Raw genomic sequence first — 23,486 nt, forward strand, 5'->3', positions numbered from 1 at the left:
CGCCTCCTAGCGTTCGGATCATGACGGAACGACTCGCGATTCTCAGTGGTTCGGTGTTCGAGGAACAGATCGGGTACGCGCGTGCCGTGGTCGACGGGGACTGGGTGCACGTCTCCGGGACGACCGGGTTCGACTACACGACGATGACGATCTCCGACGACGTCGTCGAACAGGCCGAGCAGTGCGTACGGAACATCGGGGCGGCGCTCGCGGAGGCGGACTGCACGTTCGCCGACGTCGTACGCGTGCGGTACCTCCTGCCCGACCGGGAGGACTTCGAGCCGTGCTGGCCGGTGCTGCGGCGGACGTTCGGCGAAGTGCGGCCGGCCGCGACGATGATGATGTGCGGGCTCGCGGATCCTCGTATGAAGATCGAGATTGAGGTGTACGCGCGGCGGGGAAGTGGATCTCGTGCCTGATGTTCGAATAGAACCCGCCGTGGGCGACGCCATGCTGGAGCAGTGGCGACACGTCCACAACGTGATCATCCCGGCCGACGCGCTGAGCCTCGACACGGTACGGGAGCGCAGCACGCGCTACCGGCTGGAGAACGCGTACGTCGGTGACGTGCTCGTCGGATGCTCGACGGTACGGCCTCCGGAGAACGGGGCGGCGACCGTCATCGCGCGCGTGCTGCCCGAGCACCGGAGGCAGGGGTTCGGGACAGCGCTGTACGAGAACGGGCTCGCGCACGCGCGCGTACTGGGCGCCACCGCGATCGAGACCTGTGTGCTGGCCGTCAACGAGGACGGTCTGCGGTTCGCCGAGAAACACGGCTTCGTCGAGGTCGAGCGCTATGTACTGCCTGGTGAGAGCGATCTGTGGGTAGACCTCAGACGGGCTCCGACGGCCTAGACGCAGGAGCGGCGTACAACGATTCCCCCAACTTGCGGGAACTCGGTGTGTGCTGCGTCACGTTCCAGTTAGATGATTGCAAGTGAGCGAACCGACGTGCCGTACGGACGGACGCAGCCTGCAGGGGGTCCAGGTGAGTGCTTCCCGGCGTAGTGGGACCACCGACGAGCTGGGGCCGAACGAGCCCGAACAGCCCGATGGCGCGGATCTGCTCGCCGCCCTGCTCGACGGCATGGACGCGGCCCTGTGCGCCTTCGACGCGGACGGCGTCGTCACGCACTGGAACCGCGAGGCCGAGCGGATCCTCGGCTGGACCGCGGCCGAGGCGGTGGGACGGCAGGGCTTCGCGGGCTGGGCCGTGCGCAGCGCGGACGCCCAGGACGTCGAGGGGCGCCTGCTGTCCGCCATGCAGGCCCCCGGGCGGCAGGTCCACGAGTTCGCGCTGCTGACCAAAGAGGGCGGGCGGGTCCTCGTACGGACCCAGTCCGCCGCCGTCCGCGGACCCGACGGGAAACCGGCCGGGGTGTACTGCGCCTTCAGCGAGGTGCACGCACAGATCGACCTGGAGCGCTCCATCGCGCTCAGCGAGGCGCTCTTCGACGACGCGAGCTGGGGAGTCGTGCTCGTCGACGCCGACCTGCGCCCGGCGGTCGTCAACGCGCACGCGGCACGCGCGCTGGGCGTCGGCCGTACGTCCGTCCTGGGGCGGCCCCTCGGAGAACTGCTCGCGCAGGGCGTGGAGGAACTGGAGAGCGCGCTCACCCATGTCCTCGCCGAAGGCGCGCCGCCCGCGCCCGCCGAGATCTGGGTGAGCGTACGGACCCCCGAGGGCGAACAGCGGCGCTGCTGGCGCTGCGGCTTCGTACGGCTCGCCTCACCGCTCGCGGAGGAGCCGGTGCCCCTCGGCGTCGGCTGGCTCTTCAACGACGTCACCGAGGCCAAGCAGGCCGAACAGGAAGCCGCCCTCCTCCGCTTCCGCACCAACCAGCTGCACCGCGCGGCCCGCGCCGCCGCCGAGTGCGAGGACCCCGCCGAAGCCGCCACGATCCACCTCGACTTCGCCCTCGCCGGCTTCGCCGACCACGCGCTCATCGACCGCGTCGCGGGCGGCGCGACGACCGACGCCGATTCCGACACGCCCGTACGCCTCGTCCGCGTCGCCGCGACCCCCTCCGGGGCACCCGGCCCGAGCGTCCTGTCCGGACAGGCCGGCCTCCCGGTGCGCTACGCCGAAGGACACCCCGCCCTCCAGTGCGTCGACCGCACCGGCTCCGTACGGGCCAGCGTGGGCACCGTACCGGCCGAGAAGGCCCGCGAGTGGGCCCTGGCCCGCCAGTGGCCCGGAGACGCGGTACACGCCCTCTGCGCGGTCCTGCGGAGCCGGGGGCGGACCCTGGGAGTCGTGACATTCCTCCGGGGCGGCGGACGGAGCCCGTTCGAGCGGTCCGACTCGGTGTACGCGGAGGATGTGGCGGTGCGGATCGCTTCGGCGTTGGATTTGGCGGGGGTTGTGCGGGGGTCGCGGGGGTGAGGTGCGGGCCCGTCCTGGACTGAGCCCATCGCGGTACCCGCGCGGGGTGGTCTCCATGGCGGCGAGGATCGAGGCGGCTTCGAGCGAGTAACGGCGCGCCCGGACAAACGACTACCCGGAACCGGCGCCGTCGGCCCTGCCAGCGGCTCTCCACCAGGACACCAGTCGGGCGGCCATCGCTTCCGGCTCCGACGGCACAGGCGTGAGACCGAAGTGATCCTCCAACTCGTGTCGCAGGAACTCGCAGATCTCCGCCTGGCCGGATCCACGCCGAAGCCGCTGGAGGAGAGGGGCGAGCATGCAGTCGTACTCGTCCTGCACGTCGTCGGCAACGCCGATCGGGTCCCACTCATTGAGCAGGTGCCGCAGGGCGTTCTCGGTGACGGCGGTTTCAGGTCGCATCGCTCTATAACAGCAGGGTCGGGTGTGCGTTCGAGGGTTTTGCATTCTTCGCACGAATGAGCGCCATTGGTCGCTTTGGCTGCTTGCCCTGGGGGCTTGATCACTAGCGTTGCATGCGTACTTCGGAAGGGAGGTCAGTCGCTCCCCGACCGCGAGGTCGTCGGCTGACCAGCCCAAGTCATCGCGATCCAAGAGATCAGGGAGGTGCCCCGATGACTACGTTTCCCGCAGGCGAGCAGACCCACCAGGCTGTGCTTCCTCAGCAGCCTGCTCTGGAATCCGCGGGAGCAGACACCCCTGGGAGCAGGGACGAAACGGCTCACGGACACCCCGCCACCGCGCGGGGCACCGGCGGGGAACATGGGCGAGGGGAGACCGACGGACACAGCACCGAAGTCCGCCGGCGTCACGCCAAGACAGAGAAGAGGAGCGGTGACGCTCCCACGCAGGACCAGTCGTACACGGGTGGTGTTGGTGCGAGCCGTGTCTTCGTCCTTTCGAAGGACGGGCAGCCGCTTATGCCCTGCCATCCCGCACGCGCCCGTGAACTTCTACGCAAGGGGAGAGCGGTCGTTGCCCGACAAGTGCCCTTCACCATCCGGCTGAAGGACCGCACGCTCGACGAGTCAGAAGTCGACGGGGTGCAACTGCGTATCGACCCCGGCTCCAAAGGGACAGGCCTCGCCCTCACCGACGAGAAGAAGGAAGCCGACGGGCAAGGGGCCTCAATCACCGTGCGACGTGGCCTGGTCTCGGTCGAACTCCAACACCGTGGCGACCAGATCCACCTCTGCATGCAACAACGCGCGGGCTACCGGCATAGACGACGCTCCGCCAACTGCCGCTACCGAGCCCCGCGCTCAAACAACCGGACCCGTCCCGCAGGATGGCTCCCGCCTTCCCTGCGCCACCGAGTGGACACGACATTTTCCTGGGCGGCCTGGCTGTGCCGCTACGCGCCCATCACCGAGATCCATGTGGAAAGCGTCGCCTTCGACACCCACGCCATGAGCGCGGGCAGGCCCCTCACCGCGGCCGAGTACCAGCAAGGAACACTGGCCGGAACCGGAGCCCGCGCCTATCTGCGTTCCAAATGGAACAGCGCCTGCGCCTACTGCGGCGCGACCGGCATACCCCTGAACATCGATCACGTCAGACCCCGCAGCCGAGGTGGCTCGAACCGCATCTCCAACCTCGTCCTTGCCTGCGTCCCCTGCAACAAGGCCAAGGACAACGCGCGCGTCGAAGTCTTCCTCTCACACCAACCCAAGCGCCTCGCGAAGATCCTCCGGCAAGAAAAGGCCCCGCTTCATGACGCCGCCGCCATGAATGCGACCCGATGGCAGCTCTTGGATGCCTTGAGTGCTCTCGATCGCCCGCTATACACCTGGCCCGGCGGGCGAACGCAGTGGAACCGCAGCGTCATGGGGCTGGCCAAGACCCACACCCTGGACGCGCTCTCTATCGGACATCTGGATCACGAGAGCGGCGATGTAATCGTGCGCTTTCCGGGACAGGTACTCGTCGCCAAGGCAACGGGGCGTGGCTCCTATGCCCGCACCACTCCGGATCGATTCGGCTTCCCCCGTCTGCGGCGATCTCGTGTCAAGCAGCACTTCGGATACGTCACGGGGGATCTCGTACGGGCCAGCATGCCGACAGGAAGGTGGACGGGCACTTGGACTGGGCGCATCTCGGTCCGGGCCAACGGACAGCACAGCCTCACCACACCAGCAGGCAGGTTCAACGTCCGTCACCGAAACCTGTGCCTCCTGCAACGGGGCGACGGATACGGATACTCCTTCCGGCCGGAAGGAGTATCCGTCAACATCTCGAAAAACCGGTTGATCGCTGCTCCACCCGTTCCTAGGGTGTGATGCACCGAGGAGAGGAGGTGGTTCGGAGCATGTATGCACACCGGACGTCGGAGGTGGCTGCAGGCTAGCGGCCTGCCACCACACGCAGTGCGGTGCCGGACCAGCGTGTGCGAGAAACACGCAGCCGGCCAATCCAACGCAGTCACCCGACCCGCGAGCTCGCCGGTACGTCCGGCCGGCTCCCCCGCCCCAGGCGGAGGGAACCCGAGCTCGCGGGTCGTCTGCGTTGCGGGGATTTTTCGGGGGTGAGGTGCGTCATGTGGGTTTTTCGCCGTGCGCAGTACCCTGACCTCATGCTTTCGCTCGTTCGACGCCGCCACGTGGACTACGTCCGCGTCACGAGCATGGGCTGTCGACGCTCAGTCTGAGCTTTCCGGCCCCTCTTCCTGCCTGGCTTGCCTTCCCTGCTTGCTTTCCTTGCCTTCCTTTCTTTCAGCAGCCACCGCTGCCGTTTCCCCTTCTCACTCTCCTGTGGACGAACTCCATGACGAACGTGTCGACGAAGCCGTCGTACCAGCAGCTCCCGATCATCGATCTCTCGGCCGCCGATCGCGGTCCGCAGGCGCGTGCGCTGTTGCATGCGCAGTTGCACAGTGCCGCGCATGACGTGGGGTTCTTCCAGCTTGTCGGGCATGGGGTGCCGCAGGGGGAGGTCGATGCGCTGGTTTCCGCGATGCGGAGGTTCTTCGCGTTGCCCGAGGGGGAGCGGCTTGCGCTGGACAATGTGAACTCGCCGCATTTCCGGGGGTACACGCGGACCGGGGACGAGCGGACGGGTGGGAGCAGGGACTGGCGGGATCAGCTGGATATCGGGGCTGAGCGGGAGGCTCGTATACCCGGGCCCGGCGAGGCTTCTTACTGGTGGCTTCAGGGGCCGAATCAGTGGCCTGACTCCCTGCCCGAGTTGCGGACGGCGGCTCTGGACTGGGTCGCGCGGCTGAGTGGTGTCGCTGAGCGGTTGCTGTATGAGCTGCTTACGGCCATTGGGGCGCCCGGCGACTTCTATGCGCCGATCTTCGGGGTCCAGGCGCATCCGCATCTGAAGTTGGTGCGGTATCCGGGGAGTGCGGGGGACGGTGCGGATCAGGGGGTCGGTGCGCACAAGGACTACGGGTTTCTGACGCTGCTGTTGCAGGACCAGGTGGGTGGGCTTCAGGTGCAGCGGGAGGACGGGGGGTTTCATGATGTGCCGCCGTTGGAGGGGGCGTTCGTCGTGAATCTGGGTGAGTTGCTGGAGGTGGCCACTAACGGGTATCTCGTCGCGACCAATCACCGGGTTGTGTCGCCTCCGGGGGCTACCGAGCGGTTCTCCGTTCCGTTCTTCTACAACCCGCGTCTCGACGCGCGCGTGGAGCCGCTTCCGTTCCCGTATGCCTCGGCCGCGCCCGGCGTCTCCGACGATCCGACCAACCCGCTGTTCGCGGAGTACGGCTACAACGAGCTCAAGGGCAAGCTCCGGGCCCACCCGTTGGTGGCCGAGCGGCATCACGGCAACCTGTTGACTCCGGCCTAGCTCGACGCGCGCCCAAAGGGGCGCGGGGAACTGCGCGACCAGCCACTACCGGTCCGCAGTCGCCCGCGCCCCTCAGGCACGCTTCTCAGTGGGCGATGTCCTCGTACCCCGAGACATCCTGCGGGCGGCGCGAGCCTGGGCCCACGTACCGTGCGGAGGGCCGCACCAGTCGCCCCGTCCGCTTCTGCTCAAGGATGTGCGCCGCCCATCCCGCCGTCCGCGCGCACGTGAACATCGACGTGAACATGTGCGCCGGGACTTCGGCGAAGTCCAGGACGATCGCCGCCCAGAACTCGACGTTCGTCGCCAGCACGCGGTCGGGGCGCCGTGCGTGCAGTTCCGCCAGTGCCGCCTTCTCCAGTGCCTCGGCGACCTCGAAGCGCGGTGCGCCGAGTTCGCGGGCGGTGCGGCGGAGTACGCGTGCGCGGGGGTCTTCGGCGCGGTAGACGCGGTGGCCGAAGCCCATGAGGCGTTCGCCCTTGTCGAGGGCCTGCTTGACGTAGGCCTCGGCGTCGCCTGTGCGTTCGATCTCCTCGATCATGTGGAGGACGCGGGAGGGGGCGCCGCCGTGGAGGGGGCCGGACATCGCTCCTACGGCGCCGGAGAGCGCGGCGGCGACGTCCGCGCCGGTGGAGGCGATGACGCGCGCCGTGAAGGTGGAGGCGTTCATGCCGTGTTCCGCCGCCGACGTCCAGTACGCGTCGACCGCTGCCACATGCTTGGGGTCGGGTTCGCCGCGCCAGCGGATCATGAAGCGTTCGACGACGGACTGGGCTTTGTCGATCTCGCTCTGGGGGACCATGGGGCGGCCCTGTCCGCGGGCGGACTGGGCGACGTAGGACAGGGCCATGACGGCGGCGCGTGCGAGGTCGTCGCGGGCCTGGGCCTCGTCGATGTCGAGGAGTGGTTTGAGGCCCCAGACGGGGGCGAGCATCGCGAGTGCGGACTGGACGTCGACGCGGATGTCGCCGGAGTGGACGGGGATGGGGAAGGGTTCGGCGGGCGGGAGGCCGGGGCGGAAGGCGCCGTCGACGAGCAGGCCCCAGACGTTGCCGAAGGAGACGTGGCCGACGAGGTCCTCGATGTCGACGCCCCGGTACCTCAGGGCGCCGCCCTCCTTGTCCGGTTCGGCGATCTCCGTCTCGAACGCGACGACTCCTTCGAGGCCGGGTACGAAGGAGGGGTCAAAGTCGGACATCAGGCGGCTCCTCATGATGTGTGCGACAGGTCTTGTCAGGGGGGTGGGGTGGGGACGACGCGACCTGCGGAGGGGACGGCTCCGTGGTGGTCGTTCGGCCCTGTGATGCCCCGTACGGCGGGTGGTCACCCCACCGGTGGGGCATCTGCACCATATCCCCGAGTGCCATGGTTGGGCACTACTTGCGGCACTGAGTGCCACCCTCGGTTGGGTGCTCCGGCCGTGGATTCCATACGACATACGGCAAGATGACGGCGTGACCGACGCAGACGCCGTCTCCCCCGAACCCGAAACCGCACCCGCACCCGCACCCGAGTCCGACCCCGGGCCCGACCCCGCCGCCATGCGCAAGCAGTACCGGGCCGAGGGGCTCGCCGAGTCCGAGCTCGCCGCGACGCCCGTGGAGCAGTTCGCGCGCTGGTTCAAGCAGGCCGCGACGGAGGCTCATCTGTTCGAGCCGAACGCCATGGTGGTGTCCACGGCGGACGCGGAGGGCCGGCCGGCGTCGCGGACGGTGCTGCTGAAGCAGTTCGACGAGCAGGGGTTCGTGTTCTACACGAACTACGACTCCCGCAAGGCGCGTGACCTCGCGGAGAACCCGTACGTCTCGCTGCTGTTCCCCTGGCATCCGATGGCGCGGCAGGTCATCGTGACGGGCATCGCGCGGCGCACGGCGCGGGACGAGACGGCGGCGTACTTCCGTACCCGGCCGCATGGTTCGCAGCTCGGGGCGTGGGCCAGTGCGCAGTCGTCGGTGATCGCCACGCGTGCCGATCTGGAGGCGGCGTACGCCGAGCTGGAGGCGCGTTATCCGGAGGGCGAGCAGGTGCCGGTGCCGCCGAACTGGGGTGGGTTCCGGGTGGCTCCGCGGGCGGTGGAGTTCTGGCAGGGGCGGGAGAACCGGCTGCACGACCGGTTGCGGTATGTGGCGGAGGCGGACGGGAGTTGGCGGGTGGAGCGGCTCAGTCCGTGAGGACCGAGTCCAGGAGGTCCGTCCATTGGGCGACCACCTTGTCCCGTCGGCCTTTGTCGTCGGTGAGGAGGTTGGCGAGGCCCAGGCCTCGGGCCATGTCCAGCAGGCCCTGGACGGTTTCGCGTACGCCCGGCCTGGACTCGTCCGCGTCGAGCAGGTCGACCGCGATGCGGTGGGTCTCGCGGCCTACGCGTGCCTCCAGTTCGGTGACGCGCGGGCGCAGTTGGTCCTCGTTGGAGGCGGCGACCCACAGGTGGAGGGCCGCTCGGAACAGCGGGCCGGTGTAGAGGTCGACGAGGGCGGCGACGACGGCTCGCCGGTCGCCCGCCGCGCCCTGCGGGAAGAGGGCGCGGAGGGCGCCGGAGCGTTCCTCGGCGACGTACTCGACCGCGGCGGTGAACAGGTCCTCGCGGGTCGGGAAGTGGTGCTGTGCGGCGCCTCGGGAGACGCCGGCGCGTTCGGCGACGACGGAGACCGTGGAGCCCGCCCAGCCGTGTTCGGCGAGGCAGGCCACGGCGGCTTCCAGGAGGCGCTGCCGGGTGGCCCGGCTGCGGTCCTGTTTGGGGGTCCGTTCCTTGGGAGAACGGTCCATACGGTCGCCGACCGTGCTCACAGCGCCCATGCGGGGTCCCGTCGTTCCAGAAAGGCCGTCATGCCTTCGTGGGCCTGTGCGGAGGAGAACAGGCGGGCCGAGAGTGCGGTGAGGTGGGCCGCGTCCCGGTCGAAGGCTTCCAGCACCCTAACGGTGAGCAGCTGTTTCGTCTCCGCGAGGGCTTCGGGGGCGGCTGCCCGCAGTCCTTCCAGGAGGGGTTCGAGTACGGCGTCCACGTCCTCGCCGGTGGCCGTGAGCAGGCCGATGCGGGCGGCCTCGGGGGCGTCGAAGCGTTCGCCGGTGAGGTAGTAGCGGGCGAGGGCGCGGGGGTCGGTGCGGGGGAGCAGGGGCAGGGAGATGACCGCGGGGGCGACTCCGATCCGTACCTCCGTGAAGGCGAAGGTCGCGTCCGTCGACGCCACTCCTATGTCGCAGGCCGCGAGCAGGCCCAGGCCGCCCGCGCGGACGTGGCCGGTGACGCGGGCGAGCACCGGTTTGGGGAGTTCGACGATCTGCCGCAGAAGGCCGACGAGCGCGTCCGGGTGCGGTGGGTCCTTGAGGTCGGCGCCGGCGCTGAAGGTGTTGCCGGTGTGGGTGAGGACGATCGCGCGGACGTCGGTGTCCTTGGCTGCCTCGGCGAGTGCGGAGGACAGCTCGGCGACCAGGGCCGCCGACAGGGCGTTGCGGTTGTGCGGTGAGTCGAGGGTGAGGGTTTCGACGCCACGCGCGTGTGCGCGGCCGATCAGGGTGGCGGTCGGGGTCATGCGAGCTCCCTCAGCTGTCGGCGCAGGATCTTCCCGGAGGCGGCGCGCGGTACTCCGTCGATGAAGGTGACCTCGCGGACGCGTTTGTAGGGGGCGACGCGTTCGGCGACGTACGTCATGACCTCTCCTTCGGAGAGGTGGGTCGCGGTGGGCTGGCGGACCACGTACGCGTGCGGGACTTCGTTGTGGTCGGTGTCGTAGACGCCGATGACGGCGGCGTCGGCGATTCCCGGGTGGGTCAGGAGGAGGGCTTCCAGTTCGGCCGGGGCGACCTGGAAGCCCTTGTACTTGATGAGTTCCTTCACCCGGTCGACGACGAACAGCCAGCCGTCGGCGTCGACGTGGCCGACGTCGCCGGTGTGGAGCCAGCCGTCGGGGTCGATCATGGCGGCGGTGGCGTCGGGGCGGCCCAGGTAGCCCTTCATGACCTGGGGGCCGCGGATGAGGATCTCGCCGTCCTCGCCGATGCCGGTGTCCTTGTCGGGGTCGTCGAGGGAGATGATCCGCATCTCGGTGCCGGCGACGAGTTTGCCGACGGTGCCGGGTGGTGCGGTCGGCATGTCTTCGAGGGACACGGCGTGGGTGCAGGGGGACAGTTCGGTCATGCCGTAGCCCTGGCCGACGGGTGGCAGGCCGAGGCGTCGTGAGCAGGCGGCGGCCAGTTCGGCGTCCAGGGGGGCGGCGGCGCTGACGATGTACCTCAGGGACGACAGGTCGTACCGGCCGACCAGGGGGTGTTTGGCGAGGGCGAGGACGATCGGCGGGGCCACGAACAGGCCGGTGATGCGGTGGTTCTGGATGGCCGCGAGGAAGGTGTCCAGCTCGAAGCGGGGCAGGACGACGACGGTGACGCCCCGGCGCAGGGGGAGGTTCATGAGGGTCGTGAGGCCGTAGATGTGGAAGAACGGCAGCACGGCGAGGATGCGGTCGTCGGGGCCGGCGTCGATGACCGGGTCGAGCTGGGCGAGGTTGGTGGCGATCTGGCGGTGGGTGAGCATCACGCCTTTGGGCAGGCCGGTGGTGCCGGAGGAGTACGGCAGTGCCGCCACGTCCTCGGCCGGGTCGATGTCGATCCGGGGCTCGGGGGCCGTCGTCCCCAGCATGTCGATGAGGGAGCGGTGTCCGGGCGCGCTGTCGCAGACGAAGATCTCCTCGACTCCGCCCGCGAGTTCGGCCGCCCTTCGTGCCGTCTCCAGGAGGGGCGACACGGTGACGATCCAGCGGGCCGCCGAGTCCTTGAGCTGCTTGGCGAACTCCTCCGGCGTGGCGAGCGGGTGCACGGTGGTGACGGGGGCTCCCGCGCGCGTGGCCGCGTAGAACGCGGTCGGGTAGGCGATCGTGTTGGGGCTGTGCAGCGCGAGCACGTCCCCCTTGACCACCCCCGCCTCGGCGAGTCCGGCGGCCACCCGCCGGTGGAACATGTCCAGTTGGGCGTATGTGAGGGTGGTGCCGTCGGTGCCGTCGACGAGCGCGGGACGGTCGCCGAACTCGGCGGCCCGGCCCAGGACGGCCTCGTGGATGGGGAGTTCGACGGGCGGGACGTCTGCGTACTCGCTGCGGAACACGGTTCCTCCAGGACGGCCGGGGGGCGATCTGACCGGGGGTGATCTGACCGGGGGCGATCTAGTACGACTTGGGCAGGCCCAGGGTCTGGTGGGAGACGTAGTTGAGAATCATCTCCCTGCTCACCGGGGCGATACGAGCCACGCGCGCGGCCGTTATCAGCGACGCGAGCCCGAACTCGCGAGTGAGGCCGTTTCCGCCGAGGGTGTGCACGGCCTGGTCGACCGCCTTCACGCACGCCTCCCCCGCGGCGTACTTCGCCATGTTGGCGGCCTCGCCCGCGCCCACGTCGTCGCCCACGTCGTAGAGATGCGCCGCCTTCTGCATCATCAGGCGGGCCAGTTCCAGGTCGATGTGTGCCTGGGCGAGGGGGTGGGCGATGGCCTGGTGGGCGCCGATGGGGGCGTTCCACACGGTGCGGTCGCGCGCGTACTCGATGGCTTTGGCGAGGGCGTACCTTCCCATGCCGATCGCGAACGCGGCCGTCATGATGCGCTCCGGGTTGAGGCCGGCGAAGAGCTGGAGCAGGCCGGCGTTCTCGTCTCCGATGAGTGCGTCGGCGGGGAGGCGTACGTCGTCCAGGGTCAGTTCGAACTGCTTCTCCACGGCGTGGAGTTCCATGTCGATCTGGCGGCGGGTGAAGCCGGGGGCGTCCCTCGGGACGATGAACAGGCAGGGCTTGAGGCGGCCGGTGCGGGAGTCTTCCGTGCGGCCGACGATGAGGGTGGCGTCGGCCAGGTCGACGCCGGAGATGAAGACCTTGCGGCCGGTGAGGAGCCAGTCTCCGGTGTCCGGGTCTCGGCGGGCCGTGGTGGTGATGCGGTGGCTGTTGGAGCCGGCGTCGGGTTCGGTGATGCCGAAGGCCATGGTGCGGGTGCCGTCGGCGAGGGCGGGGAGCCATTCCTGTTTCTGGGCGTCCGTGCCGAAGCGGGCGATCACTGTGCCGCAGATGGCCGGGGAGACGACCATCATGAGCAGGGGGCAGCCCGCGGCGCCCAGCTCTTCGAGGACGATGGAGAGTTCGGAGATGCCGCCGCCTCCGCCGCCGTGTTCCTCGGGGAGGTTGACGCCGAGGTAGCCGAGTTTGGCGGCTTCGGTCCACAGGGCTTCTCGGTCGTAGGTGCGGCCGTGGCGTTTGCCGAGGGCGGCGACGGCTTTGCGGAGGGCGGTGTGTTCTTCGGCTTCGATCGTGGGTGGCATGGGACTCCTTCCGGGTGCGGGTTGTGTGTGGCTTGTCGCGCAGTTCCTCGCGCCCCTTAGGTGGGTTCGACTACCGCCAGCAGGGAGCCGACCGTCACTTGCTGGCCCAGGGTCACGTGGAGCGCCGTCAGCGTTCCCGGTGCCGGGGCCGAAATGCGGTGTTGCATCTTCATCGCTTCGAGCCAGACGATCGGTTCACCTGCCTCGACCCCGGTGCCCTCGGCGAGGCCCTCCGCGATCTTGACGACGGTCCCCGGCATCGGGGCGACCAACGCGCCCGGGGCCAGTTGGGTCGCGGGGTCGGAGAAGCGCGGCAGCGCGCTCAGTCTCGTCGTGTTCACGTACACCTCGTCGCCGTACCTCGTGACCTCGAACTTCCGCTGGACGCCCTCCACTTCGAGTACGACCAGACGCGCGTCCGCGTGTACGACCCGCACCCCGTCCGCCTCCAGGCCGTCCCGGGTGTGGCGGTAGCTCGGCTCGTGTTCCTCGCCCGCCATCTCGTAGCGCTTGGTCTGGGGTTGTGAGGGAACGTTGCGCCAGGCGCCGCCGAAGCGGGAGGGGTGGGTGTGGGCGTCGGCGAGGGCGGCGGCCAGGGGGGCGTGGGGGTCGGGGGGAGTCGCTGTCAGGGACGGGAGGTGGTGGTCGTAGAACGCCGTCGTCATCGACGCCGAGGTGAAGTCGTCGTGGCGCAGGCTGCGGACCAGGAGGTCTCTGTTGGTCGTCGGGCCGTGGATCGTGGCCCTCTCCAGGGCGCCCGCGAGTTTGCGGAGCGCTTCCGCGCGCGTGGGGGCGTATGAGATCGCTTTGGCCAGGAGGGGGTCGTAGTGGACGCCGATCTCGGTGCCGTCGTCGTAGCCGGTGTCGAGGCGTACGGCGTCCGGGACGGTCAGGCGGTGGAGGGTGCCGGTCTGGGGGGTCCAGTCGGTCGAGGGGTCCTCGGCGTAGAGGCGGGCCTCGATGGCGTGGCCACGCGCGCGTGGAGGGCCGGCCGCGTCCAGCGTGCTGCCCTCCGCCACGGCGATCTGGAGTGCCACCAGGTCCACGTCGAACACCGCCTCCGTCACCGGGTGTTCGACCTGGAGGCGGGTGTTCATCTCCAGGAAGTGGGCTTTGCCGTCGGCGACCAGGAACTCCACCGTGCCCGCGCCGACGTAGGCGACGGAGCGCGCGGCGCGCACTGCCAGCGCGCACAGTTCCTCCGCGAGCCCCTCCGGGAGCCCGGGCGCCGGCGCCTCCTCGATGACCTTCTGGTGGCGGCGCTGGAGGGAGCAGTCGCGCGTGCCCAGCGCCCACACAGTGCCGTGCGCGTCGGCGAGCACCTGCACCTCCACATGGCGCCCGCGCTCCACATACGGTTCGACGAACACCTCGCCGTCCCCGAAGGCGCTCGCGGCCTCGGCGCGCGCGCCCTCCAGCGCGGCGCTCAGCTCCTCAAGACGGCGCACGATCCGCATCCCGCGCCCCCCGCCGCCCGCGGCCGCCTTCACCAGCACCGGCAGATCGGACTCGGTCACCTCCCCCAGCGGCGCGAGCCCCATGAGCTCCTTCGCGCGCGTCTTGGACGCCATCGCCTCGATCGCCTCCGGGGGCGGGCCGATCCACACCAGGCCCGCGTCCAGGACGGCACGTGCGAAGTCCGCGTTCTCGGAGAGGAAGCCGTAGCCGGGATGCACGGCGTCCGCGCCGGCCGCGACCGCCGCCTTCACGATCAGGTCGCCCCGCAGATACGTGTCCGCAGGGGTCGCCCCCGGCAACCGTACGGCCGTGTCGGCCACGCGCGCGTGGAGGGCGTTCGCGTCGGGATCCGAGTGCACGGCGACCGTCCGGATTCCCAACTCACGGCAGGTACGGAAGACGCGGCAGGCGATCTCGCCGCGGTTCGCCACCAGTACAGAAGTGATCACTGAAGAGCCCCTCTTACATCCGGAAGACGCCGAAGCCGCCGCGTGCGCCCTCGTACGGCGCCGTGTGGATGGCCGACAGACACAGGCCGAGGACGGTGCGGGTGTCGCGGGGGTCGATGACGCCGTCGTCGTAGAGCCGCCCGGACAGGAACATCGGCAGCGACTCGGACTCGATCTGCTGCTCCACCATCGCGCGCAGGGCAGCGTCGGCCTCCTCGTCGTACGGCTGTCCCTTCGCCGCCGCCGACTGCCGGGCGACGATCGAGAGGACGCCGGCGAGCTGCTGCGGGCCCATGACGGCCGACTTGGCGCTGGGCCAGGCGAAGAGGAAGCGCGGGTCGTACGCGCGCCCGCACATGCCGTAGTGCCCGGCGCCGTACGAGGCACCCATGAGCACGGACAGGTGCGGGACCCGGGAGTTGGACACCGCGTTGATCATCATCGCGCCGTGCTTGATGATGCCGCCCTGCTCGTACTCCTTGCCGACCATGTAGCCGGTGGTGTTGTGGAGAAAGAGGAGCGGGATGTCGCGCTGGTTGGCCAACTGGATGAACTGGGCCGCCTTCTGGGACTCCTCGCTGAAGAGGACCCCTTGGGCGTTGGCCAGGATGCCCACCGGATAGCCGTGCAGTGCGGCCCATCCGGTCGTCAGGCTCGTCCCGTACAGCGGCTTGAACTCGTCGAAGTCGGAGGCGTCGACGATCCGGGCGATGACCTCGCGGGGGTCGAAAGGGGTTTTCAGATCGCCGGGAACGATGCCGAGGAGTTCGTCGTTGGAGTACTTGGGTAGCTCGGCGAAGCCTGGATCGTCGTACGCCTTCCGGTGGTTCAGGCGTGCCACCACTCTCCGCGCCTGCCGCAGCGCGTCCCTCTCGTCAACCGCGAAATAGTCCGCGAGACCCGACACGCGAGCGTGCATCTCCGCACCGCCGAGCGACTCGTCGTCGCTCTCCTCACCCGTCGCCATCTTCACCAGCGGCGGGCCGCCCAGGAACACCTTCGCGCGCTCCTTGACCATGATCACGTGGTCGGACATGCCGGGGATGTACGCGCCCCCGGCGGTGGAGTTGCCGAAGACGACGGCGACGGTGGGGATTCCGGCGGCGGAGAGACGGGTCAGGTCCCGGAAGATGGCGCCCCCGGGGATGAAGATCTCCTTCTGCGACGGCAGATCGGCGCCCCCGGACTCCACCAGGCTGATGCAGGGCAGCCGGTTGGCGAGGGCGATGTCGTTCGCGCGCAGCGCCTTCTTGAGCGACCAGGGGTTGCTGGCGCCGCCGCGCACGGTCGGATCGTTGGCGGTGATCAGGCACTCGACCCCCTCCACCACCCCGATGCCGGTGACGAGCGAGGCGCCGACCGTGTAGTCGCTGCCCCAGGCGGCGAGCGGGGAGAGTTCCAGGAAGGGCGTGTCGGGGTCGAGGAGCAGCTCGATGCGTTCCCGGGCCAGCAACTTGCCGCGCTCGCGGTGCCGTTGGACGTACTTCTCGCCGCCGCCCGCGAGGGCCTTGGCGTGCTCGGCGTCCAGTTCGGTGAGCTTGGCGAGCATGGTCTCGCGGTGGGCGCGGTAGTCGGGGCCGCTGGTGTCCAGCGCCGACGACAGGACGGTCACAGGAGAGCCTCCGGTATGTCCAGGTGGCGGGAGCGCAGCCATTCGCCGAGTGCCTTGGCCTGCGGGTCGAAGCGGTGCTGGGCGGCGACGCCGGCGCCGAGGATGCCCTCGACGACGAAGTTGAGGGCGCGGAGATGGGGGAGGGCGTGGCGGGTGACGGGCAGGTCGGCGGTCTCCGGGAGGAGTTCGCGCAGCCGCTCGACGGTGAGGGTGTGCACGAGCCAGCGCCAGGCCTCGTCGGACCGGGTCCAGAGCCCGATGTTGGCGTTGCCACCCTTGTCCCCGCTGCGGGCGCCCGCGACGAGGCCGAGGGGGGCCCTGACGACGGGGCCTTCAGGCAGCGGCTCGGGAAGCGGTGCCTTCGGTATCAGGTCTTCGAGTACGGCGGTTTCCTGGGCCGGCGCCACAGGCACCCGCCGCCCGTCGTGGAGGACCGCCACATGCGCGACGGCGTCATGGGGGACGTACACATCCTCGAAGACCCCATAAGGCGCGCCCTTTCCAGGTGGGGCGAGCACATGGAAGCCGGGGTAGCTGGCGAGGGCGAGTTCGACGGCGGCGCCGCTCAGCGCGCGCCCGACGGCCTCCTGGTCCGGGTCCCGTACGACGAGCCGGAGCAGCGCGCTCGCGGTCTCCTCGGTGTCGGCGTCGGGCCGGTCGGTGCGGACGAGGTCCCAGCGCACGTCGGCGACCTTGGCGAGGGCGCCCTCCAACTGGCCTTGCACCAGTGCCGCCTTGGCCTCGATGTCGAGGCCGGTCAGGACGAAGGTGACCTCGTTGCGGTAGCCGCCGAGGCGGTTGAGGCCGACCTTGAGGGTGGGGGGCGGGGGCTCGCCCTGGACGCCGGAGATGCGGACGCGGTCGGGGCCGTCCTGGGTGAGGCGGACGGTGTCGAGGCGGGCGGTGACGTCGGGTCCGGCGTAGCGGGCGCCGCCGGTCTCGTACAGGAGTTGCGCGGTGACCGTGCCGACGTCGACGAAGCCGCCGGTGCCGGGGTGTTTGGTGATGACGGCGGTGCCGTCCTCGTGGAGTTCGGCGAGGGGGAAGCCGGGGCGGCGGAGGTCGTGGGAGCCGTCGGTGAAGAAGGAATAGTTGCCGCCGGTGGCCTGTGTCCCGCACTCCAGTACGTGCCCGGCGACGACGGCCCCCGCGAGCCGGTCGTACTCCCCCGGCCCCCAGCCGAAGTGCGCGGCGGCGGGCCCGGTGACCAGCGCCGCGTCCGTCACCCGCCCCGTGACCACGATGTCGGCGCCCGCGCGCAGACAGGCGGCGATACCGAAGCCGCCGAGGTAGGCGTGGGCGGCGAGGCTGCCGGGGTGGCGGGCGGTGAGGTCGTCGCCCTCGACATGGGCGACCCGGACGGGGATGCCGAGGCGCTGCGCCAACTCCCGTACGCGGTCGGCGAGTCCGGCGGGGTTGAGGCCACCGGCGTTGGTCACGATCTTGACGCCCCGCTCGTGGGCGAGGCCGAGGGATTCTTCGAGCTGGCGGAGGAAGGTACGGGCGTAACCGGCACCGGGGTCCTTCAGGCGGTCGCGGCCGAGGATGAGCATGGTGAGCTCGGCGAGGTAGTCGCCGGTGAGGACGTCGAGTTCGCCGCCGGTGAGCATGTCGCGCAGGGCGTCGAAGCGGTCGCCGTAGAAGCCGGAGGCGTTGCCGATGCGGAGGGTCATGGGCGGGCCTCCTTGGGGGCGGTCACTGGCCGGCCTCCCTGGGGCTGGGGCACCGATGGGCCGTCCATAGAGCCGCCCTCAGAGCCGTCCATACGTGCGGTCACTGGTCGGGCCCCTTGGGTGCGCGTCCCTCGCCCGGTGGGCCCGCGAAGGCCTGGGCGATGTCCAGCCAGCGGTCGGCGTCGTCGCCCTCGGCGGTCAGGGCGAGGTCGGTGCGGTGGGATCGCTGGGTGACCAGGAGGCAGAAGTCGAGTGCGGGGCCGGTGACTTTGCCGGAGGCGGCGTCCTCGGGGCCGTAGATCCACAACTCGCCCGAAGGGGCGGTGAGTTCGATGCGGAACTCCTCGAACGGCGGGGTCAGTCCGTGCACGCCGAAGGCGAAGTCGCGGGTGCGGACGCCGAGTCGGACGATGTGACGCAGCCGGTCGGTGGGGGTGCGGGTGACGCCGAGCGCGTCGGCGATGTCGAGTCCGTGGGCCCAGGTCTCCATCAGGCGGGCGGTGGCCATCGAGGCGGCCGACATGGGCGGGCCGTACCAGGGGAACCGGGCGCCCTCGGGTGCGGCGCGCAGGGCGTCGGCCAGATCCTCGCGTCCCGCACGCCAGTAGGCGAGCAGCCGCCCGGGAGGCTTGCCCGCGCCCTCCTCGGCGCCGTTGTCCACGAAGTCCCCGGGCGCGGCCAGCGCCTTCTCGACCTCGCGGGAGAAGGCGGCCTGATCGGTCACCGCCAGCAGGGAGGAGTGGTCGGTCCAGGCCAGATGCGCGATCTGGTGAGCGACGGTCCAGCCGGGCGCGGGGGTCGCGAGCGCCCAGCCCTCCGGGCCCAACTCGGCCACGAGCAGGTCGAGTTCCTCGCCCTCCGCACGCAGGTCGTCGATGACGGGCGTCGGGTCAGCCATGGGGCGAGCATGGCAGCGGGAGCAAAAACAAGCAAGCGTGCTTGCATGGAAATGTGCGCGGAACTGTGGTCGAGGGATTTCTCCGCCGGGCTGTCACATCGGCGCCGTCCGCTCCGTCAGACCGATGAAGAAGCAGACGAAGAGCGAACGAAGAGCAGACGAAGACACGGATGAGGGACTTACCGAGGGGAACGATCATGAGCGCAGGCAGGAAGATCGCGGTGGCCGGGGCGACCGGGCGGCTCGGGCGGCACGTCGTGGACGTACTGACGGAGCGTGGCCACGAGGTCGTCGCCATGTCCCGGTCGGGCGGCGTGGACATCGAGTCCGGGGCCGGGCTGGCCGAGGCGCTGGCGGGTGTCGAGATCGTCATCGACGCGGCGAGCACGCCCTCGCCCGACCAGCGGGTGGCGACGGAGTTCTTCACCGCCGCGGCCCGCAATCTGCACGAGGCCGGGGCGAAGGCGGGCGTACGGCGGCTCGTGGCCGTCTCGATCATCGGCATCGACGGCTCGGTGGCCGGCTACAACGCGGCCAAGCTCGCGCATGAGCGGGAGGTGCTGGCGGGGCCGGTGCCGGCGCGGGTGCTGCGGGCGGCGCAGTTCCATGAGTTCGTGGAGCAGCTGGCGGGGTGGGGGCGGCAGGGCGACACCGTGTACGTCCCGAGGATGCGGACGCAGCTGGTGGCGGCGCGGGCGGTCGCCGAGGCGCTGGTCGATCTGGCGCTCACCGAGGACGACGTATCGTCCGCGCCGCCGTTCGCCGAGGTCGCGGGGCCGCGGGAGGAGAGCCTGGAGGAGGCGGTACGGCTGCTGCTGCGGGCGCGTGACGACTCCGCGACCGTCGTCGCGGTGAGCGACCCTGACAACCCGGACCGGGAGCTGTTCGAGAACGGGGGGCTGCTGCCGGGGGCGGGAGCGCGGGTGGCGGGGCCGGGGTTCGGGGAGTGGGTGGGGGCGGGGGCTGCGTGACGGGGGTGGAGGTGTCGTCCCCGATGTCACCTCCGGGTTCGTCCCCCTTCAGGTGAGGGGGTCGGGCGTCACCTGCCAGATGGTGACGAGCTCGGACCGCGGCGTGACCATGTAGACGAAGAAGCCACCGGCCACGAACGCGTGCCTCGCCCCTTCATCCGCGCCCTGGTATCCCGGCCCGTGAAGGTGGAGTGCCTCGGCGGCTCGGACCAGTTCGTCGGCCTTCTTCTCCACCTCGGCCAGGAACGCCGGTGGCGCACCGGCCGCCACCGTGGTCTCGTCGGGCACGTACTCCCAGCTCCAGCTCACTCGGCGCGCACCGCCTCCGCCGCGGCGCGGTAGATGCCGCTGGCGGTGGTCAGGTGTGCGCGCGCCGTGGCCGGTTCCGTGGCGATGTGGGCGAGGTACTCGGCGCGGTGGTAGGCCTTGGCCGTCTCCGGGTGGCGTTCGATCTCGATCAGAGCCGCCCAGTGGGTGAGGTAGGCGTGTACGGGCCCCAGCGAACCGTGCGCGACGGCCTCCGCGAGGGCCTGGTCCTTGGCCTGGTCGTACGCGGCGACCAGTTGGGGAGCCACTACGGCGCAGGCGGCGCGCAGGGCGGCGGGGGTGCGCTCGGGGCGGGGGATCAGCGGTCCGTCTCCCGCCACCTCGGTGTGGTGCGGACTCATGCGCCGTTCCCTTCGTCACCCGTGTTGGTTCCCAGGCACGAGCCCGACTCTAGTGCCGGGGCACCCTGCCCCGCCGCGGCAACCGTCAGGAACCCTCCTCCAACCCCTTCGCCTTCCCCCGCCCCACCTGAGTCCGTACCGCCCCCATGCTCGCCGCGATGACCAGGGCGATCGCGGCGGACTCGGTCGCGGAGAGGGACTGGTTCAGGACGAGGAAGCCGGCGGTGGCGGCGATGGCGGGTTCGAGGCTCATGAGGATGGCGAAGGTGGAGGCGGGGAGGCGGCGGAGGGCGAGGAGTTCGAGGGTGTAGGGGAGGACGGAGGAGAGGACCGCCACCGCCGAGCCGAGGGCGATCGTCGTGGGGTCGAGGAGCTTGGTGCCGGACTCGGCGATGCCCAGCGGCAGGAACATCAGTGCGGCGGCCGCCATCGCGAGGGCCAGTCCATCGGCCTGCGGGAAGCGGCGGCCGGTGCGGGCGCTGAAGACGATGTACGTCGCCCACATCACCCCCGCGCCCAGGGCGAACAGCACGCCGACGAGGTCGAGGCCGCCGAAGCCCCCGCCGCTCAGGAGGAAGACCCCGCCCAGGGCGAGGGCCGCCCAGACGAGGTTGATCGCGCGGCGGGAGGCGAGGACCGAGAGGGCCAGCGGGCCGAGGACTTCGAGGGCGACGGCCGGGCCCAGCGGGATGCGGTCGATGGACTGGTAGAAGAGCCCGTTCATCCCGGCCATGGTGCCGCCGAAGACGACGACCGTGGCCCAGTCCGCGCGCGTGTACCCGCGCAGCCGCGGCCGGCAGACGATCAGCAGCACCAGCGCGGCCGCCGCCAGCCGCAGCGTCACCACCCCGAGCGCCCCGGCCCGCGGCATCAGCCCTGCGGCGAGCGCGCTGCCGAACTGCACCGAGACCCCCGCGCACAGCACCAGCCCGATGGGGCCGAGGGAGCCCCGGCGGTGCGGGGCTCCTGCCGGGGCCCGGTTGTCGGCAGCCGGGGATGACGAAGGCGTGGCGGGAGTGGCTGCGGTTGCTGCGCTGGGGGTGGTCACGGGGCCTTCCAGGAACTCGTTCTCGAGAGTCGTTCATCGCACTGTACTGCCTAGTCCACAGTAATGGACCCAGTCAGGCTCGTGAACCCATTTTGCAACTGTCGATGGCGCCGGGCCAATGGACCAACGGCCAGCCAATGGACTAACGGCGGGACATGTACAGGTCCAGCGCCTTGTGGAGCAGCCGGTTCAGCGGGAAGTCCCACTCCCCGAGGTACTCGACGGCCTGACCGCCCGTGCCCACCTTGAAGCGGAGCAGGCCGAGGAGGTGGTTGGAGTCCTCCAGGGTGTCCGTGATGCCGCGCAGGTCGTACACGGCCGCCCCGAGCTCATGGGCGTCGGCCATCATGCGCCACTGCATGGCGTTGTTGGGCTGCATCTCGCGCTTACGGGCGGTGGAGGCGCCGTAGGAGTACCAGACGTGCTCGCCGACGGTGAGCATGGTCGCCGCGGCGAGGACGTCTCCCTCGTGGCGGGCGAGGTAGAGGCGCATACGGTCGGGGTCCTCGGCGGCGAGCGCCCGCCACATCCGCTGGAAGTAGGCGAGCGGACGCGGGATGAACCGGTCGCGCTCGGCGGTCTCGCCGTACAGCTCGTAGAACGCGGGCAGGTCGTCGTACCCGCCGCGGACGACCTCGACCCCGGCCTTCTCGGCCTTCTTGATGTTGCGCCGCCACTGCTGGTTGAGCCCCCGGTGGACCTCCTCCAGCGACCGCCCGGCGAACGGCACCTGGAAGACGTACCGGGGCTGTCCGGCCGCGAAGCCGTCCTCCCCGCCGGGTTCCGTCTGCTGCCACCCCATGCGCCGCAGCCGCTCCGCCACGTCGAAGGCCCGCGGTTCGTACGACGTCGCCTCCGCGTCCCTCAGCCGCCGCGCCGCCGGATCGGCGATCGCCGCCTTCACCGCGTCGGCACTCCATCGCCGTACGACGACGGGCGGCCCCATCTTCACCGAGAACGCGCCCTGCCGCTTGAGGTGGGCGAGCATCGGCTCCAGCCAGCGCTCACCGAGGTCGGCGGCGTACCAGTCGATCACCGGACCCTCGGGCAGATAGGCCAGGTACTTCTTCAGCCTGGGCAACGGCCGGTACAACACGAGGCCCGCCCCGACCAGCCGCCCCTCCTCGTCGAACCAGCCCAGACTCTCCGCCCGCCAGTCCGGCTTCACATCTCCCCACGAGGGGATCTGCGTATGGCTGACGGAGGGGCGGGCGGCGATGAAGGCGAGGTGGTCGGCGCGGGTGAGGGGGCGGAGGGTGAGGGAGGGGAGGGAGGGGAGGGGGAGGGACACTGTCGGGCTCCTTGCAGGGCAATACGGCTAGCTGGTCAGCAGTACGGCTGCTGGTTGGTGAGGGAGGCCGCCACGCGCATCCACACGCCGAACTGCCGGTACAGGTCGGGCAGGGCGCCCTGCGCCTGGACGGTGCGGCTGTCCGTCGCCTTGACCCCCGGGATGCCCAGGAGGGTGGCGGCGACCGAGGCCGACTGCCAGCGGACGGAGAGCGTGGCGGGCCCAGGCCCAGGCCCAGGCTCGGACTCGGACTCGGACTCGGACTTGGACTTGGACTTGGAAGGCGGCGTCGCGGAAACGGCCGGCCGTGGTGCGGCGAGAGCGGAAGCGACCCCTTCCTCGATCGCGGCGCGGGCCTCGTCCGCCGGGCGCAGTTCGGCGGCGAACCGGTCCCGCGCGTACTTCACGGCGACCGTGGCGACGGAGGCGTCCCATGCCGTCATCTCCGCGCAGGCGCGGTCGTCGCCGGTGAGGACCGCGAGCCGGACGCCGAGGGCAGCGGCCGTGGCGTGCGCCATGCCGATCTCGCCGACGGGGCGGCCGTCCAGCCACATGTCCTCGATCTCGTGCCCCATGAAACTGTGGCTGAGCACCCCGAGTTCACCGGCCCGCGAGTGGTAGCCGACGCCGACCATGGCGTCGTAGCCGGGAGTGAGGCCTTCGAGCATGCCCATCTGCTTGGGCTTGCCCCGCACGAGACGGGCCGCCGGGTGCAGATTCTCGGGCCGCAGGTTCCGCATGGGGCCGTGCGCATCGTTGACGAGGATGTCGGTGGCGCCCGCCGCGATCGCTCCGCGGACGGCCGCGTTGACGTCCTCCGCCATCATCAGCCGGCCCCGCTCGTAGTCCCGGCCGCCGGGCTGGACGTCGTCGGCGTCGACGAGGCCCGTGACACCTTCCATGTCGACGCTGATGTAGATACGCACTGTGGGGTCTCCTCGGTCTTGATC

General features: G+C 70.4%; 22 protein-coding genes. 7 read left to right on the forward strand and 15 right to left on the reverse strand.

From position 1 onward, the window contains the following. The first annotated feature begins 20 nt into the window (after positions 1-20). The 3 genes from ABZ928_RS15165 (at position 21) to ABZ928_RS15175 (ending at position 2,386) form a co-directional block, all read left to right on the forward strand. On the forward strand, positions 21-419 hold the full coding sequence (locus tag ABZ928_RS15165; RefSeq protein ID WP_361518330.1) for a RidA family protein: 399 nt from the start codon (positions 21-23) through the stop codon (positions 417-419). Then, on the forward strand, positions 412-855 hold the full coding sequence (locus ABZ928_RS15170; RefSeq protein WP_361518331.1) for a GNAT family N-acetyltransferase: 444 nt from the start codon (positions 412-414) through the stop codon (positions 853-855). Before ABZ928_RS15165 ends, ABZ928_RS15170 begins: the two co-directional genes overlap by 8 nt. Positions 856-988: 133 nt before the next feature. After that, complete coding sequence (locus ABZ928_RS15175) at positions 989-2,386, forward strand: PAS domain-containing protein (protein ID WP_361518332.1); 1,398 nt, start codon at positions 989-991, stop codon at positions 2,384-2,386. A gap of 111 nt (positions 2,387-2,497) precedes the next feature. Here ABZ928_RS15175 and ABZ928_RS15180 read toward each other — a convergent pair whose 3' ends face one another. Then, complete coding sequence (locus tag ABZ928_RS15180) at positions 2,498-2,788, reverse strand: hypothetical protein (RefSeq protein ID WP_361518334.1); 291 nt, start codon at positions 2,786-2,788, stop codon at positions 2,498-2,500. Between the two features lie 212 nt (positions 2,789-3,000). Here ABZ928_RS15180 and iscB point away from each other — a divergent pair, with 212 nt between their 5' ends. Both iscB and ABZ928_RS15190 read left to right on the forward strand, forming a co-directional pair. Next, the gene (gene iscB, locus ABZ928_RS15185) at positions 3,001-4,665 is read left to right on the forward strand and encodes an RNA-guided endonuclease IscB (RefSeq protein WP_361518336.1); all 1,665 of its coding nucleotides are present in this window, start codon (positions 3,001-3,003) and stop codon (positions 4,663-4,665) included. Positions 4,666-5,149: 484 nt separating this feature from the next. Beyond that, positions 5,150-6,178 carry a 2-oxoglutarate and iron-dependent oxygenase domain-containing protein gene (locus tag ABZ928_RS15190; protein WP_361518338.1) on the forward strand — a complete coding sequence of 343 codons (1,029 nt, stop codon included), beginning with the start codon at positions 5,150-5,152 and terminating at the stop codon, positions 6,176-6,178. A gap of 85 nt (positions 6,179-6,263) precedes the next feature. Here ABZ928_RS15190 and ABZ928_RS15195 read toward each other — a convergent pair whose 3' ends face one another. Next, a complete protein-coding gene (locus ABZ928_RS15195; RefSeq protein WP_361518339.1) occupies positions 6,264-7,376 on the reverse strand; it encodes a citrate synthase 2 in 1,113 nt (370 codons plus the stop codon). Positions 7,377-7,719: 343 nt separating this feature from the next. Here ABZ928_RS15195 and pdxH point away from each other — a divergent pair, with 343 nt between their 5' ends. After that, on the forward strand, positions 7,720-8,349 hold the full coding sequence (gene pdxH, locus ABZ928_RS15200; RefSeq protein ID WP_361518930.1) for a pyridoxamine 5'-phosphate oxidase: 630 nt from the start codon (positions 7,720-7,722) through the stop codon (positions 8,347-8,349). Here the strand turns inward: pdxH and ABZ928_RS15205 are convergent. The 8 genes from ABZ928_RS15205 to ABZ928_RS15240 form a co-directional block, all read right to left on the reverse strand. Beyond that, a complete protein-coding gene (locus tag ABZ928_RS15205; protein ID WP_361518340.1) occupies positions 8,339-8,971 on the reverse strand; it encodes a TetR/AcrR family transcriptional regulator in 633 nt (210 codons plus the stop codon). The two genes, pdxH and ABZ928_RS15205, sit on opposite strands and share 11 nt — an antisense overlap. Further along, a complete protein-coding gene (locus ABZ928_RS15210) occupies positions 8,959-9,705 on the reverse strand; it encodes an enoyl-CoA hydratase family protein (RefSeq protein ID WP_361518341.1) in 747 nt (248 codons plus the stop codon). The genes ABZ928_RS15205 and ABZ928_RS15210 overlap by 13 nt, the downstream gene beginning before the upstream one ends. Next, entirely contained in the window at positions 9,702-11,270 is a 1,569-nt protein-coding gene (locus tag ABZ928_RS15215; protein WP_361518343.1) for a 4-coumarate--CoA ligase family protein, read from the reverse strand. The genes ABZ928_RS15210 and ABZ928_RS15215 overlap by 4 nt, the downstream gene beginning before the upstream one ends. Before the next feature lie 58 nt (positions 11,271-11,328). Next, positions 11,329-12,468 (reverse strand): acyl-CoA dehydrogenase family protein, encoded by a 1,140-nt coding sequence (locus tag ABZ928_RS15220; RefSeq protein WP_361518345.1) that lies wholly within the window; start codon positions 12,466-12,468, stop codon positions 11,329-11,331. 56 nt (positions 12,469-12,524) lie between these two features. Beyond that, the gene (locus ABZ928_RS15225) at positions 12,525-14,375 is read right to left on the reverse strand and encodes a biotin carboxylase N-terminal domain-containing protein (RefSeq protein WP_361518347.1); all 1,851 of its coding nucleotides are present in this window, start codon (positions 14,373-14,375) and stop codon (positions 12,525-12,527) included. A 13-nt stretch (positions 14,376-14,388) separates the two neighbouring features. After that, positions 14,389-15,987: a carboxyl transferase domain-containing protein gene (locus tag ABZ928_RS15230; RefSeq protein ID WP_361518348.1), complete on the reverse strand. Its 1,599-nt coding sequence runs from the start codon at positions 15,985-15,987 to the stop codon at positions 14,389-14,391. Further along, a complete protein-coding gene (locus ABZ928_RS15235) occupies positions 15,984-17,660 on the reverse strand; it encodes an acyclic terpene utilization AtuA family protein (protein ID WP_361518350.1) in 1,677 nt (558 codons plus the stop codon). The genes ABZ928_RS15230 and ABZ928_RS15235 overlap by 4 nt, the downstream gene beginning before the upstream one ends. A gap of 100 nt (positions 17,661-17,760) precedes the next feature. Beyond that, entirely contained in the window at positions 17,761-18,558 is a 798-nt protein-coding gene (locus tag ABZ928_RS15240; protein WP_361518351.1) for a TIGR03084 family metal-binding protein, read from the reverse strand. Between the two features lie 197 nt (positions 18,559-18,755). Here ABZ928_RS15240 and ABZ928_RS15245 point away from each other — a divergent pair, with 197 nt between their 5' ends. Beyond that, positions 18,756-19,529, forward strand: a complete 774-nt coding sequence (locus ABZ928_RS15245; RefSeq protein WP_361518353.1) for an NAD(P)H-binding protein — start codon at positions 18,756-18,758, stop codon at positions 19,527-19,529. A gap of 48 nt (positions 19,530-19,577) precedes the next feature. On the opposite strand, the gene ABZ928_RS15250 is transcribed toward ABZ928_RS15245, so the two are convergent. From ABZ928_RS15250 to ABZ928_RS15270, 5 genes are all read right to left on the reverse strand, one after another. Further along, positions 19,578-19,817: a hypothetical protein gene (locus tag ABZ928_RS15250; RefSeq protein ID WP_361518355.1), complete on the reverse strand. Its 240-nt coding sequence runs from the start codon at positions 19,815-19,817 to the stop codon at positions 19,578-19,580. Positions 19,818-19,834: 17 nt separating this feature from the next. Further along, positions 19,835-20,197, reverse strand: a complete 363-nt coding sequence (locus ABZ928_RS15255) for a DUF6247 family protein (protein WP_361518356.1) — start codon at positions 20,195-20,197, stop codon at positions 19,835-19,837. An 85-nt stretch (positions 20,198-20,282) separates the two neighbouring features. Continuing rightward, positions 20,283-21,245 carry an EamA family transporter gene (locus ABZ928_RS15260; protein ID WP_361518358.1) on the reverse strand — a complete coding sequence of 321 codons (963 nt, stop codon included), beginning with the start codon at positions 21,243-21,245 and terminating at the stop codon, positions 20,283-20,285. Between the two features lie 142 nt (positions 21,246-21,387). Continuing rightward, a complete protein-coding gene (locus ABZ928_RS15265) occupies positions 21,388-22,536 on the reverse strand; it encodes a peptidoglycan bridge formation glycyltransferase FemA/FemB family protein (RefSeq protein ID WP_361518359.1) in 1,149 nt (382 codons plus the stop codon). 35 nt (positions 22,537-22,571) lie between these two features. Then, positions 22,572-23,462, reverse strand: a complete 891-nt coding sequence (locus ABZ928_RS15270) for a M55 family metallopeptidase (protein WP_361518361.1) — start codon at positions 23,460-23,462, stop codon at positions 22,572-22,574. Between the last annotated feature and the right edge of the window lie 24 nt (positions 23,463-23,486).

This window comes from Streptomyces sp. NPDC046909, from assembly GCF_040644695.1.
GTDB lineage: Bacteria > Actinomycetota > Actinomycetes > Streptomycetales > Streptomycetaceae > Streptomyces.

What these genes read in the sequence shown, in the direction of transcription:
- ABZ928_RS15165 (WP_361518330.1), top strand. Translation starts at nt 21, where the DNA reads ATGACGGAACGACTCGCGATTCTCAGTGGTTCGGTGTTCGAGGAACAG.
- ABZ928_RS15180 (WP_361518334.1), bottom strand. Translation starts at nt 2,788, where the DNA reads ATGCGACCTGAAACCGCCGTCACCGAGAACGCCCTGCGGCACCTGCTC.
- iscB (WP_361518336.1), top strand. Translation starts at nt 3,001, where the DNA reads ATGACTACGTTTCCCGCAGGCGAGCAGACCCACCAGGCTGTGCTTCCT.
- ABZ928_RS15190 (WP_361518338.1), top strand. Translation starts at nt 5,150, where the DNA reads ATGACGAACGTGTCGACGAAGCCGTCGTACCAGCAGCTCCCGATCATC.
- ABZ928_RS15195 (WP_361518339.1), bottom strand. Translation starts at nt 7,376, where the DNA reads ATGTCCGACTTTGACCCCTCCTTCGTACCCGGCCTCGAAGGAGTCGTC.
- pdxH (WP_361518930.1), top strand. Translation starts at nt 7,720, where the DNA reads ATGCGCAAGCAGTACCGGGCCGAGGGGCTCGCCGAGTCCGAGCTCGCC.
- ABZ928_RS15205 (WP_361518340.1), bottom strand. Translation starts at nt 8,971, where the DNA reads ATGGGCGCTGTGAGCACGGTCGGCGACCGTATGGACCGTTCTCCCAAG.
- ABZ928_RS15210 (WP_361518341.1), bottom strand. Translation starts at nt 9,705, where the DNA reads ATGACCCCGACCGCCACCCTGATCGGCCGCGCACACGCGCGTGGCGTC.
- ABZ928_RS15220 (WP_361518345.1), bottom strand. Translation starts at nt 12,468, where the DNA reads ATGCCACCCACGATCGAAGCCGAAGAACACACCGCCCTCCGCAAAGCC.
- ABZ928_RS15235 (WP_361518350.1), bottom strand. Translation starts at nt 17,660, where the DNA reads ATGACCCTCCGCATCGGCAACGCCTCCGGCTTCTACGGCGACCGCTTC.
- ABZ928_RS15240 (WP_361518351.1), bottom strand. Translation starts at nt 18,558, where the DNA reads ATGGCTGACCCGACGCCCGTCATCGACGACCTGCGTGCGGAGGGCGAG.
- ABZ928_RS15245 (WP_361518353.1), top strand. Translation starts at nt 18,756, where the DNA reads ATGAGCGCAGGCAGGAAGATCGCGGTGGCCGGGGCGACCGGGCGGCTC.
- ABZ928_RS15255 (WP_361518356.1), bottom strand. Translation starts at nt 20,197, where the DNA reads ATGAGTCCGCACCACACCGAGGTGGCGGGAGACGGACCGCTGATCCCC.